At 54.6% G+C, this 13,167-nt stretch carries 13 protein-coding genes; 5 read left to right on the top strand and 8 right to left on the bottom strand.

Going from position 1 to position 13,167, the window contains the following annotated elements; translation table 11 throughout:
* Nucleotides 1-350: 350 nt before the first annotated feature.
* From ACWGXE_RS16015 to ACWGXE_RS15995, 5 genes are all read right to left on the bottom strand, one after another.
* Complete coding sequence (locus tag ACWGXE_RS16015; protein ID WP_447598967.1) at nt 351-776, bottom strand: hypothetical protein; 426 nt, start codon at nt 774-776, stop codon at nt 351-353.
* A gap of 217 nt (nt 777-993) precedes the next feature.
* Nucleotides 994-2,373, bottom strand: a complete 1,380-nt coding sequence (locus ACWGXE_RS16010) for a DUF4340 domain-containing protein (RefSeq protein WP_447598965.1) — start codon at nt 2,371-2,373, stop codon at nt 994-996.
* A gap of 3 nt (nt 2,374-2,376) precedes the next feature.
* Nucleotides 2,377-3,903 (bottom strand): GldG family protein, encoded by a 1,527-nt coding sequence (locus ACWGXE_RS16005; protein WP_447598963.1) that lies wholly within the window; start codon nt 3,901-3,903, stop codon nt 2,377-2,379.
* Complete coding sequence (locus tag ACWGXE_RS16000; protein WP_447598961.1) at nt 3,894-4,664, bottom strand: ABC transporter permease; 771 nt, start codon at nt 4,662-4,664, stop codon at nt 3,894-3,896. The genes ACWGXE_RS16005 and ACWGXE_RS16000 overlap by 10 nt, the downstream gene beginning before the upstream one ends.
* A 7-nt stretch (nt 4,665-4,671) precedes the next feature.
* The gene (locus ACWGXE_RS15995; RefSeq protein ID WP_447598958.1) at nt 4,672-5,682 is read right to left on the bottom strand and encodes an ABC transporter ATP-binding protein; all 1,011 of its coding nucleotides are present in this window, start codon (nt 5,680-5,682) and stop codon (nt 4,672-4,674) included.
* Between the two features lie 231 nt (nt 5,683-5,913).
* On the opposite strand from ACWGXE_RS15995, the gene ACWGXE_RS15990 reads away from it, so the two are divergent.
* From ACWGXE_RS15990 to ACWGXE_RS15970, 5 genes are all read left to right on the top strand, one after another.
* Nucleotides 5,914-6,276 carry a hypothetical protein gene (locus ACWGXE_RS15990; protein ID WP_447598956.1) on the top strand — a complete coding sequence of 121 codons (363 nt, stop codon included), beginning with the start codon at nt 5,914-5,916 and terminating at the stop codon, nt 6,274-6,276.
* A 44-nt stretch (nt 6,277-6,320) separates the two neighbouring features.
* The gene (locus tag ACWGXE_RS15985; protein WP_447598954.1) at nt 6,321-6,980 is read left to right on the top strand and encodes a hypothetical protein; all 660 of its coding nucleotides are present in this window, start codon (nt 6,321-6,323) and stop codon (nt 6,978-6,980) included.
* Between the two features lie 329 nt (nt 6,981-7,309).
* Nucleotides 7,310-7,975: a septal ring lytic transglycosylase RlpA family protein gene (locus ACWGXE_RS15980; protein ID WP_447598952.1), complete on the top strand. Its 666-nt coding sequence runs from the start codon at nt 7,310-7,312 to the stop codon at nt 7,973-7,975.
* A gap of 90 nt (nt 7,976-8,065) precedes the next feature.
* A complete protein-coding gene (locus ACWGXE_RS15975; RefSeq protein WP_447598950.1) occupies nt 8,066-8,278 on the top strand; it encodes a hypothetical protein in 213 nt (70 codons plus the stop codon).
* Between the two features lie 55 nt (nt 8,279-8,333).
* Nucleotides 8,334-9,149: a HEAT repeat domain-containing protein gene (locus ACWGXE_RS15970; RefSeq protein ID WP_447598948.1), complete on the top strand. Its 816-nt coding sequence runs from the start codon at nt 8,334-8,336 to the stop codon at nt 9,147-9,149.
* Nucleotides 9,150-9,157: 8 nt separating this feature from the next.
* On the opposite strand, the gene ACWGXE_RS15965 is transcribed toward ACWGXE_RS15970, so the two are convergent.
* The 3 genes from ACWGXE_RS15965 to glgP are packed head-to-tail and all read right to left on the bottom strand — an operon-like array spanning nt 9,158 to nt 13,165.
* The gene (locus tag ACWGXE_RS15965) at nt 9,158-9,592 is read right to left on the bottom strand and encodes a hypothetical protein (protein ID WP_447598946.1); all 435 of its coding nucleotides are present in this window, start codon (nt 9,590-9,592) and stop codon (nt 9,158-9,160) included.
* 9 nt (nt 9,593-9,601) lie between these two features.
* Complete coding sequence (locus ACWGXE_RS15960; RefSeq protein ID WP_447598944.1) at nt 9,602-10,954, bottom strand: HEAT repeat domain-containing protein; 1,353 nt, start codon at nt 10,952-10,954, stop codon at nt 9,602-9,604.
* A 51-nt stretch (nt 10,955-11,005) separates the two neighbouring features.
* A complete protein-coding gene (glgP, locus tag ACWGXE_RS15955; protein WP_447598942.1) occupies nt 11,006-13,165 on the bottom strand; it encodes an alpha-glucan family phosphorylase in 2,160 nt (719 codons plus the stop codon).
* Nucleotides 13,166-13,167: the final 2 nt, after the last annotated feature.

The raw sequence follows: 13,167 nt of genomic DNA, 5'->3' as shown, positions 1-13,167 counted from the left end.
CCAGCGGCGACGCCACGCTCGGACCCTCTTCCGATCCAAGCCAAAGCGCCGGGTGCTCTTTTGATCCCGTGGTCCATCGCGCAGTGCACAATGGCGAAACGGCTCTTGACAGTGTTGTGATAGCGTTTCGCGATCTTCAGGTGTCGTCAACTCCTTGGTCGTGATCGTCGGCATGCGGTCCTCTCCTGTAGATGGCCTGCGACTCTATCGCAGTAGGAGGGCCCATTCTCAACAGGGTATTTCATTATGCTATCGGCGGCGCGTATGGGCGGCATACAAGAGTAGAGAAAGGCGCACGCTCCGAGCAGGTATGGCTCCTCGGAGCGTGGCAATAACGAAGGGGGATACAGTTATTTGCGGGCCGCCTCGTCGCGCTTGCAACTTTCTTCCGCGAGCATCCGTTGACCGGCCGTGGCTTCTTTTGGAATGCGGCTCATGCAAGCCTGCAGCGTGTCGTCTTGAGCCCCGGCAGAGGCGCGATCGCCGCTCCTCGCGGTTCCTGTACGGATAGCCTCATCGCGGCGGCAGCTGTTCTCGGCGATCATGCGGGCGCCCGCAGATGAGTCCTTCGGGATCCGGGCAAGGCAAGTATTCAACGAATCACTTATTGTGTCGAGTGATTTCGGCACGGAGCTTTCAGTAGTCGCACCGGAGGCCGCGCGAGACGCGGGAGCGGCGTTCGAGGGTTTCATGCCGGCGTCTTCTGTCGCACAGGCAGACAAGCCGCCGATCAAAATGGCGGAGAATAGTCCTAACAGCACCGACCGTACATTCATTGACGAATCCTCCTCAATAATAGGTAGAAGGCCATGGCCATGGAGGGCAGATTGCCAGCGTTATAGCGGAGTGGAGTGCCGAACGCAAGATCCACTCCGCATTCTTCATGACGCTTTATCGCCGGGAATCGCGACAAGATAGCCCTTATACAGAGAAACGTACACAACAGTTCACACGCGCCTGGGGGGTTCTGACCCGTTCGCTCGAATCCAGTCCTTAAGATTTATTTTCATCCTGAGCCGGCGACGACTTCAGAAGAGACTGCGCGGTCGGTATCTGAGTCAAAAGATCTGCGCGCGCCTGATAGACCCCGGGTAATCGGAGGCCCATCGCATAGATCAAGCCGCCTACCTGAGTACCCAAGGTCAGCTTTCCGACTATCTTTCCATCTTTACCGGTCGCCACAAATTCGGCGGCAGGGGCGATCAGCCCGTATGGAGCCAACGCCGCCGGTTGTTTCAAGACCCGCTCTTCGACCGGTAGATTCACCACCCGGCTGACAAAGAGGTCGGCGATTTCCTGGCTGACTTTTTCGGTCGGTTTATCTTCCAATACCCATTCATCATGCTGGTGGATTAGCACATACTGTTGATCTCTTGTTTTGACGGACAGGAGGGCGATATCGTCCGTCTCCGCGCCAAGCAGACGCTTATCCCGCAGCCGGAACAGTTCTCTCGTCAAATCCTTGATGGTCGTTGGACTGACCTTATAGAGAGGACCGTCGGCGGAGGTTTCCGCGTAGGCCTCGCCGCTGGAGGCATCGGGTTGATAAATTCTTACGGTTTGGTCTGCGCCTCCCGCGTGAATCGTGACCTTAACCTTTGGTTTCGACAAGGTTTTGGCGATCGTGTCGCGCATGGGACCGGGGTCGATAATGGTCATCGCTTTCAGATCTTCTAAACGAAACAGCAGCGCCTGCACTTCCGTGCGATCCGCTTCCGCTTCGACGGGATACCGAATCTTCCATTTCTTCTTCGGTTTCTGTTCCTGGCTGTAGAGGACGATCTCAGTTTGCGGATAGGTGAGCCTGAGTCGCTCCACGTCATTGTGACTGAACTGTAGCAATTCTTTTCGTCGGAAGGACATGAGCGACTTGTTCAAAAAATCCTTGGGGGCGAGATCGGTCAGCAAGACTTTCCGATCGGAGTTTCGGTACACATACAGCGTCGAGGAGAGTGGACCCGAGTCGCCGATGGCGACGCGTTCCTGTTGAGAGCCGGCAGAAATGGAGATTTCCGTGGAGGGCCGGCTCAACCCAAAAGCTTCAAGCGAGCCGCCTTGCTCTTCCACCACCCGTTTAACGCTGCCGGTGATGACGGCGCGAATAAGTCCTTGGACCTCACGCCTGTCCGCGTCCGCCTGAATGGGAGAGACGATGCGCCAGGTCTGGTCGCTGCTTCGTTGAAGGCCCACTTCGCCGGAATCGGTTTTCACTGTAAGGTTGTCGATCTGCGCCTCATCGAAGGCGAGTAATCGGCGGCTTTCCGCGTCTCGCTTGTCCTCTGAACGCTGAGCCGGAATTTCCACGAAATAGACATAGAGGCCGAGGGCAGAAAAGATGACCGCCATGAGAAGGGTAGGCCAATAACGAGTCATACGCTACAAACGTCGCCGTTTGCGCCACACCACGATGCCCAAAAGAAGCGTTATGGCGGGAAGGAATATGACCTGCACGTATAACAGAACCCGCTCTTGAAGGGGATTGGGAACAAACGGCCGGAGGGCCGGCTCTTTTGGGCTAATTGTTATGAGATCCCGTTCTTCGGCCAGCCATCCGACCGCGTGAAGAAAGAAGTCGCTGTTTCCGGGAAAGTTAATAAATCCATTGCTCGCGAATGCCGAGTTGCCGACGATCACGATGGCGGGACGCGGTTGCCCCTCTTCAGGCGCCTTCTTGGGGACCAGGGCGGCGGCCAGGGGAAGCGGGCCTTGGATATCCTCTTTTTCGTTATAGCTGACGACGCGGCCCTTTAAGTCGGCTTCCGCCCAGCTTCTTGGTGAGGTCCGCGCCAAGGGGACATATTCCCAATCCTTGCCCGCTTCTTCGTGAAACTTGATATGGCGGGACAACGGGAACAGCACGGCTGACGTTAGATCCTGCGTGATCTCATGCTCCGTGAATGTGCGAACGAGAAGATGAGTCAAATCACCCTGCGCCAAGCGGTCTTGGAGGTCGACGAGCACGCCGCGGCCCATCTCCATCCCCCACCGTATGAGCAGATCATCGAGATTGGCTTGAGTGTCGGGATCAAGGAGCACCATCACACGTCCGCCTTTGGCGACATAGGCGTACAGCCGCTCTTTCTCTTCCTGCGTAATCGCTTTTCGAGGACCTGCGATGATCAATACCTGCGTATTGTCCGGCACAGCCGATTCTTGAAGGAGACTTACAGTGCCGACCTCGTAACCCTGCTTACCAAGCGCTTCCTTCGTCAACGACAATCCGCCACGATCCTTGTCTTCCAGACTTCGTTCACCGTGGCCTTCCAAAAACACAATTCGTTTCTTCACGTCTTTGGATACTCGGAGGAGCGCGCCCGTGATCTCCACTTCCGATGGGGACATGATACGCACCGATTGGGCGCCGCTTTCGAAGACCGCAGTATCGGTCCTGCTAATTCCATAATTTTGCGCGATTTTCGGCTGCCGCTCCGGATCGACGAATTGCACGGTCAATTTGTTGCTGGCTTGTCGATAACTGTCCAGCCGTTCCTTGTAGGATTGAAAACCGGGGTCTTTCTCGCGTGTAAATACCGTAATCGTGACATCTTTGCCTAGATTTCTCAGTACGCGGTGTGTCTCCGGGGACAACGTATAGTTTTGGGTCTCGCTGAAATCCCAGCGCACTGAATGCCGGGCGGCCAGAAAATTCATGATGACGAGGATTCCCAGGAACAACGCGATCATTAAGAAGCTATGCGCTCCCATTCGAGTCGAGCGTCGGGCCGAAAAAGATTTCAGTCGTTGAAACTCCATACCCAGCATCAATGCGAAGCAAAACAAGGCAAGGCCTTCGCACAAGCTGAGAAGAGCGACCTTGTCGGGCATCAAAGTATAGAGAACGAAGCCCGCGACAGCGAACGTGATCCCGGCGATCCCGAGAATCGTGGAACGGGTTACTTCCATCGGCTGGATTCCACGACTCGCTGAGACAAGAACAACATCAGAACCACACCGCTGGCATAATAGACCAGGTCTTTCGTATCAATCAGGCCATGCACCAAGTGATCATAGTGCTCCATGAAGGAGAGGTAGGAAAAGAACTTGCCGCCGGCCGTATCGCCAAGCACGGAGCCTAACCCGGATAAGAGCCAGAACATGAGGAGCAGCCCGAAACTCGTGAAGGCGGCGACGATCTGGTTCTCCGTCAGAGTGGATGCAAATACTCCTACGGAAAGAAACAGCGCTCCGAGGAGAGCCAGGCCCAAATACCCCGTCAGGACCGGCAACCAATCGAAATCGCTAAAGAGTCCCAATACCACAGGTACGAACATCGTCACGATCAACATGCCGAAATAGATGATGCAGACGCCGAGAAATTTCCCCGCGACGATCTCGTTGATGCGGATCGGCGCGGTCATAAGGAACTCGAATGTGCGCAGTTTTCGTTCCTCCGCGAACAACCGCATCGTTAAAATCGGAAGAATTAGCAGCAACACGAAACGCATACTGGCGAAGAGATTGCGAAACACTAGATCATTGAGGTTGATCTGAGCCATGCCGCCTTGCATTTGCATCAACTGTATAGCCTGAGCCCCGGTGAAGACGATATAGAGATAGGCCAGGAACCCGAATGTGAGCAGAAACACCCCCGCAACGACATACACCACCGGCGACACAAAATAAGACCTGAGTTCTTTGGCGATGATGGCTTGGACGGGTGTCATAAAAATTTCAATTCGACTGTGGCGGCGTGATCGGTTCGGATGGTTCGGTTAGACGTCTGTCTCTTCCGGTATTTTCATTCTGCTTCAACATTCCGTCCTCATGTTGCGTGAGGCGCAGGAAGACGTCTTCCAGTGTCATTGATACTAGTTTAAGCTCTAAGAGTCCCCATCCCTGTTCGACGACAAATCGAGCTAGATCTTCTCGAATGTCCAGGCCGAGCTCGCATTCGACGATAAACATATGGGGAACAACCCCGGGGAGAACGTGAAGGACTCCGGGCAAGGACTGGAGCCGTTCAACGGCGTTCGCAGGCGGTGTCTTCAGCAGGATGCTGACCTTTTCCGATTGCCGCAGACGCGCGGAGAGTTGAGCCGGCGTGTCTTCAGCGACGATGCGACCGTTGTTGATAATGACCGCTCGCTGGCAGACGGCCGTAGCCTCAGGAAGGATGTGGGTGCTGAGAATGACTGAATGTGAGCCGGCGAGGCTTTTAATTAGTTCCCGGATCTCGATGATTTGTTTAGGATCCAGCCCGACGGTCGGTTCATCCAAAATCAATACGGGCGGATCATGGAGCAGCGCTTGAGCAAGCCCGACTCGTTGGCGGTAGCCGCGCGACAGATTGGCGATCAATCGCCTTCTCACGGACCCTATCGAAACCCGTTCGACAACACGGTCGATACCGTTCGTCAGGTCCTTGCCGCTCATGCCGCGGAGCCGTCCCACGAACGTTAAATATTCCTCGACCGTCAACTCCTGATAGACGGGTGGGGTTTCCGGCAAATATCCGATCTGCCGCTTCACTTCCATCGGTTGATCTATACAGTCGAATCCGGCGATCCGGGCCGTTCCTTCCGTCGGCGGCATAAAACACGTCAAAATGCGCATGGTGGTCGTCTTGCCGGCCCCGTTGGGACCCAAGAAAGCAAGCACTTCACCCTTTTCGACGCGGAAGGTGACGCGTTCGATCGCGGTCAGAGTGCCGTAACGTTTGGTGATCTGTTGGACCTCGATCATGCGATGGCGGCAATGCCCAGGCTGGATCTATCGGTAGCAGGTCAACAGCGTTGAACTGCAGACGTGTGCCGGATATTACCGACACCGCTGAAGCCAGTCAAGCGGGCGCGCAATCTCCCGGGCGACCTTCTATTATGAGATGAACTCCGCTCGCATAAACTTTACACGTGAAATTCAACCTGCTAAAGTCTCGCCGCTGCGCCGACCCCCAGTGAATGATGAAGGTAATGTATGAATAGAAATCGACTGGAATATCGTACTTCATCCTGGGCGATGCTGTGCTGCCTGATTGGTATTCTCCAGGTATACGCGGTCTTACGGGCTTATGCGTCGGACGATGATGTCCGGGTAATCAGTGGAATAGTTGACGAGGTTCATGCGGACGAGACGCCTCCGGTTATCATGGTCAAAAGCCGGCCGGGAATGAAGGATGAGATCGTCATAGGGGCTGTTGTGATAAAAGGGGCGAGCATCGTACGTGGAGAACAACGGATTGCACTGAACCGCATACGAGCCGGTGAAAGAGTGACGCTGACTTACGTCAAGAATCGCGAGGGGCTGACGGTTCGTTCCATCGTTGTCCATTCAAAGTAATCGACTGATCGTGAGAATTCTCAAGAAGGAGGCTCGTTGAACCCATGAGGCGAGATCAGATGGTCGTAGGACAGTGCGCCGCTTTTCTTGGAGCGGTAATCATGCTGTTTGGAGGCTGTGCGGGACGCGGCGATATCATTCCGGTCAATTTGACTGCGAAACCCAAAAATGGGACAAGCAACAATACGGCCGTGAAGAGCATGGCGGGGCCGCGGGTTAGCGTGGTGCCTTTTGAAGACGGGCGCACCGATCCTACAAAAATGGGAAGTCGCAGCTCAATGTGGGGCGGCGAAAGTTATTTCAATGTGCCGAGCGGGAATGCAGGAGAAGAAGCCGCTCAAGCTTTTACAGACTATTTGAAGAAGAAGGGATGGCAAGTCCAATACTCGAAAACCGCACCGTTGTCCAACGGTGACGGACCGGATATCGTTCTTTCGGGAAAAATTCTCGATCTACATGTCGATGCCAAGGGCGGATTCGGATTTACCGACGTTAACGCGAGGAGCAAATTGGCCATCCAGGCCAAGAATCGCGCGGATGATAGTTCCATCACGGATACCGTCGCTCACTCCGGCGAACATAAAAATATTTTCTGGTTTCAACCTCACGACGGGGAAGAAATCTTATCGGAAGTGCTGGAGAAGAATTTCGAGCGATTCGTACTCAATACCAAATTTGAGGACCGCGCATTGCGGTTTCGTTGAGATTTGCCGGTCGTTCATCGTGAAAACTGAGATCCGGGACTTTCATCCCGCAGACGTAAAGGCAGTGCTTCCGGAAGGACGGTGATTAGCGATTGACGATGAGCCCGGCCATCCTTTATATACGATCAAATGGAAATAGATAGATAGAAGGTCCTCCATTTTGACCGCTCTGCCTATCGTTTGATTTACTGGATACAGAAGTAGGGCGGGCCCGCTACGGTCACGGTATTGTTGAAATTCCTGGTGCTTTATAGCGTTTCTTCTGCTGAAGGCGTTTGGTTGACATGCCGTTGTGATGGCTTCTGAACAATCAAAGGATGAGGTGGCGGATGGAACGAGCGATGGTGCTCCATCAATCGATCTCCGGCGTTCTGGGTTTGGTCGGATGCCTCATTTTCACCGGATGTTCCTCTCTCGCCAAAGGCGACATCGCATTGGATTTGGGAATTAAGGATCGTGGAGTGGCTTCCTGGTATGGGAAGGAATTCCATGGTCGCGTTGCGGCCAATGGGGAAGTATTTGATATGACGGCTTTGACAGCCGCACATCGGAAACTGCCTCTTGGCAGCCTGGTACGCGTTGTTAATCTCGTGAATGGAAAGCAGGTACACCTTCGCATCAATGATCGAGGCCCATATGTCGCGGGTCGGATGCTGGATGTTTCGCATGCGGCGGCGGTGGAATTGGGCATGGTGAACGCCGGGACTTCAGTCGTCCATTTGGAAGTAGTAGGCCAACACAGCCCCGTAATGCCTGTCCTGCAAGGTCAACCTCCTGTTTCAGCTGTCAATCAAATCAGCTTCGGAGAAGCGTTCGAAGGAGAAATTGAAGCGACAAGAACCAGAGGATTCCCGTCAAGAATCCAAAACCCTATTCCTATAGAACGACTTTTCCCGCGCGAGGTTTTGTATGAGAGACGGGAACGCCGTCATGCGGCTATATGGGCCGGTGATTATACCGCGCATAACCCCGTCCCCACGCGCATTTGGGCGTAACTTCGTTTTCCGCCGGTTGATTCAGTTGACAGTGCAGAACTCCGTTGACTAGACTGAACTGATAGCCGGGGCTATAAAGGAGTGGTTCGAATGGCAAAGAAGACGAAGACCGAGTCAGATGAGGCACGCCTCAAGAAAAAAATTTCAATGGGGCGGAAGGAGCATGTCTCGGGAGATCAGTCCTTCCGAGCACTCAAGAAGCGGCTGAAGCGTATACAGCGAAAGCGACGGGCTATGGTCGCGAGAAAAGGTCGGGCTGCCGGAAAAGGGGCCGAGGGAAAAAGTGAGGCTGTTGCCGGCTGAAGTTATTTGCTGAAAATTGCTGATTAATGGAATTTAATGTATTGAAGGTTCCTCAATGACACACGAATCCGATCAGGCAGCCAGACAAGCGTCATCTGATTCAGTGGCGGACGAAAAATTGACCGACCAATTATCCGATGAATTCACTGTGACCGCAGAAGACGCGTCTCTTCAGCAGGCGGACGCGCATCAGGATGTCGCGTTAGAAGAAGAACAAGTTAAAGACGAGATCGATATTCAAATCGACCTGTTGAAGGATCCGGACTGGGTCGTTCGCCGCGAGGCCGCGATTACTTTGGGCGAGATGGGTGATGAACGTTGTGTAGAGCCATTGGCTCGCGCTCTCCGAGACGGAGATTGGCAAGTCCGAGAGGTCGCAATCGATGGGCTCGGTCAAATTGGGTCACCCGCGGTCGAAACGTTGCTGAAGCTATTGCGTGATTGGGACGTGAGGAAGTATGCAATCGCGGCTCTTGGAAAAATCCACGATGAACGGGTACTTGATCCATTAATGGCGCAGCTGCGCAATGATGAATTTAAAGATGATGCGACCGATGCATTGGTTTCATTAGGGGAACCGGCGGTAGCCCACCTTGTTAAAGCGCTGACGGACAAAGATGAATTGATCCGCAAGCAGGCGGTGCTCGCTCTTGGGCGCATTAAGTCTGTAGAGGCGATTTCGCCGCTTATCGAAATGCTGAAAGATCAAGATTGGTTTACAAGACTTACTGCAGCCGCGGCATTAGAAGCGATCGGCGATGAGCGGGGTCGAGACGCCATCAAACCTCTTCTGAAAGATAATGATATGGTAGTTCGAATGCGGATCGAACGCATTCTGGCCAAATGGAAAAAACAGCCGGCCCATGCGTGAAGTGTGTTCTATCTGTTGAGCAGTGCGTCGAGTTCCTTCTGAATTTCATCCAGCCTTCCTGTCGTCCCTTTCTTTCCTTGCGAGACTTCGAGTCTGACTTGCCGAAGCTTGGCTGCTAATTCTCTCGTCTGAGCGGTCGGATCGACCGATTTGACTCCTTGGGTCGTGTTTTCGAGCGAATCAATAGCTTCCGCCAGTTCTTTTGCCGCGGTGGCGGGATTTCTATTGAACAGATCGGATTTTGCTTGAACGATTCTGGCTTTGGCGTCAATCAGTCCTTGCCTTCTCCGAAGGTCTCGCTCGATTCCCAATGTCGTATCGACGACGTTTCGGGAAAGTTCTTTGACGGTGTGTTCTAGGTCGGCAAGCGGACGCTTTCCCCATGCATATCCTAAGGCGAATGCGCCGAGAAGAAGCACGATCATTCCTAAGAACCTTAACATACCGTTGTCCTAACCCTTGCCCTTACCAGGAGTCTTACCACTCTTACTTTCCAAGAGTGCAAACACACTCGCCGCCGCCGTGATCCTTACCGCTACGTCCGTATCGCGAAGCCCGGTTTTTAGGGGAGAAACGGCGTTTGGTAGACCGGTTTTGCCTAACGCCCGAGCCGCCATCAATCGCGGCAAGGGTTGTTGATCGCGAAGCAATGAATCAAGCAGCGGCAGCACCTTGGGGCTCGACGTGGCGGACAGAGCTTGAGCAATCGCCCCCCTCACGGACGGATCCGGATGCCGGGCAAGATCGGCGGCGAGCAAAAGCGCGCTGGTGTCGCCCAGTCTCAAGAGCCCTTCCACTGCGCCGGCTCGAACCTGTTCAACCGGATCCCTGAGGAGAGGTTGCAAGACCGAGCGTGTCTCGGAAACGCCTAGTCGCCCAAGGCTCGTAGCGGCTATCCCCCGCACCCGGGCGTGCTCGTCACCGAGCGCATGGATGAGAGGTGCAACGCCGTCGGGACTACCAAAATCCCCGAGCGCGCCCGCGGCAAAAGCACGAACCGACGGGGCGGGATCATACACCGCTTGGCTGAGTGTGCCCAGGCTTGAAGGCCGCCGGAGGCGACCTAATACTCCTATAGCGGCCATGCGGACCTCTGGATTAGGCAGTGTCACCGCACTCGTAATATCCGACAGGACGTCCGCCTGACCCAATTTATAAAGACCCGCCAATGCAAAAATGGATTCCGGCCCGTGATCGACACGGGCAATGTCGGCGAGCTGTGTCGAGATGCCCGAGGCATTCGCGTCACCTAATGCATTGATGGCGGCTATGCGCACGCCCGGGGCTTCATCCCTCAATGCGCGCTTGAGCGCCTCAGACCGGCCTGCCGCTCCCGCTTTTCCTATTCCTTCCGCCGCTCTGGCCCGGACCAATGCCGATGAATCCAATAGGCCATCTTCCAAAACCGGAAGACGGCCAGCGCCGCCGATTTCCGCGAGCGCTGTGTAGGCCGCTATACGGATATGCTCCTGAGGATCCCGCACACGACCGATAATCGTACTCAGCGCCAACTCGCGCAATAACCTGGGATCGTCCGTGTGTCCGACGGGATACAGCCGCATGTAAAGAGCCACCGCTTCCTCCGGTCGCCCCAGTCTAATCTGGCTTAAGCAGGCCAGGCGCAGCAGTTCCTTCCCAGGCTCTTTTCGGTTCGCGGTCTCCTGCTCGAGCTGGTGAAGAACCTCTTCAAAGCGCCCTGCCTTAAAGGCTTTGGCGGCGGACGATTCGACCGCAACAGGGTAAGCAGACGCCGCTGTCACAGCGCGGGGAACGAGCAAGAAGGCAAAGAAAACTAGAACCGGCAAGCATCGGGAAAGGCGAAAACCAGTGAGTGCAGGTTTATAAAACAAGACCAGTTACCAAGCGCTGGGCATTCTCGTAGTGGCCGGGGCATACATCAGATCCATATACTGTTTAACCATACGTTTCGTGCAGAATTTCGGAGCAATAGTCTTGATGCTTTCCTTGACGATCTGTAACCATCCACGTGGGACACCATCCAAGTCACGCTGATAGAACAGAGGAACCACTTCTTGTTCCAATAATCGATACAACTGCTCAGCGTCATACGCGTCCTGCACTTGCGGATCCGTGCCGTCGGCGGAAGGCTGGATTGCCCATCCGTTTGCCCCGTTGTAGCCTTCTTGCCACCATCCGTCCAGGACACTCAGATTGAGGACTCCATTGAGGGCCGCTTTCTGACCGCTTGTCCCGCTTGCTTCTAGCGGAGCACGGGGCGTGTTCAGCCAGACGTCGACACCTTGCACGAGATATTTCGCCATGTGCATGTCGTAGTCTTCAAGGAAGGCGATCCGCCCTCCTAACGCGTGGTCGTTGCAGACCCTCAATACCTCATGGATGAAATAACGTCCCGGCTCGTCTGCCGGATGGGCCTTGCCGGCGAATATGATTTGGACGGGACGCCAGTGATTGTGCAACAACCGCTTGAGCCGTTCCAAATCGCGGAACAAAAGCGTGGCGCGTTTGTAAGTCGCAAAGCGGCGCGCGAAGCCGATGGTCAAAGCTTCAGGATCGAGCAGCGTGCCTCGAGCGAGGACTTGCGAACTCTGCAGCTGGCCATGGATCCAACCTCCTCGCGCACGTTCGCGAATAAAACTCATCAATTTTCTTTTCACGGTCTGGCGAGTAGCCCACAACTCGGCGTCAGGAATATCCGTCACACGTTGCCATATCGCGGAATCATCCACGCGCTCCGCCCATTCAGGGCTCAGATATCGGCCGAACAGCGCATTGAACTCCGGTGCGATCCATGTCGGCGTATGAATTCCGTTCGTGAGGCTCCGAATGGGCACCATATCTTCCGGAAGCCCCGGCCATAAATGTTGCCACATGCGTCGGGACACGCGGCCATGCTCTCGGCTCACGCCGTTTAGATGCGCGGATAAGCGCATAGCTAACGCCGTCATATTAAATCCATGACCTTTTGATTCAGGAGTCTCGCCCAATTGGAGAAATTCCTCGCGCGAGAGCCCCAACTGGTCCCAGTAACGATGGAAATAGCGATCCATCAAATGATACGGAAAAATATCATGTCCCGCGGGGACCGGCGTATGAGTGGTAAACACGCTGCTCTGTCGGACAAGTTCATTGGCTTCCGCATGGGTATGGCCGGCCTGGACGTATTCGCGCAACCGTTCGAGGGTAAGAAACGCGGAATGGCCTTCGTTGGAATGCCATACGGACGGATCAATCCCCATCGCACGTAACACGCGGACTCCTCCGATACCGAGAAGAATTTCCTGACAAAGGCGTGTCTCTTGATCTCCCCCGTACAATCGAGCGGAGAGCGCTCGGTCCTCGGGCGAATTCTCCGGCAGGTCGGTGTCAATGAGATACAGCGACATGCGGCCTGCGCGCACCTGCCACACGAGGACGGTGACTTGGCGGTTCCCGATTTCGACTTGAATCGAACAGGATGTGCCTGCGGGCGTAATCGCTTGATGGATCGGAGATTCGTCGCGGCTGAACGGCGCATAGGCTGCTTCTTGCCATCCTTCTGCTGTCACTCGTTGTTTGAAGTATCCTTGAGGATACATGAAGCCCAAGCCGACAAGAGGAATCCCAAGATCGCTGGCCTCTTTGCAGTGGTCTCCCGCCAGAATGCCCAACCCTCCGCTATAAATCGGAATTGAAATATGGAAGCCGAACTCCGCGGAGAAATAAGCGATCTGCGATTTCGTCAAGGCTGGGAACTGTGTAGCAAACCAGGTCTTGGTATCCGTCATATATTCATCGAAGGCTCGCAATACCGCCGAATACTGGCGCACGAAATTGGGATCTTGAGCGAGAATGCTTAACCGCTCGGGCTTGACGTCGGTCAGCAGCTTGACCGGGTTATGATGAGTTAAAAACCAGAGTGTCGGATCAATCGTCTCAAAGAGCTTCCGTGCCGCAGGGGTCCAACTCCACCAAAGATTATGAGCGACTTCGGCAAGTCGATGCAGACTGCGAGGAAGTTGTTCGGATCCGGGATAAGACTGCCCCTGTTGTTCCACTA

Source organism: Nitrospira sp. Nam80 (assembly GCF_965152575.1).
Note: the sequence above shows the minus strand (reverse complement) of the source record. Positions and strands in the feature narration are given on the sequence as shown.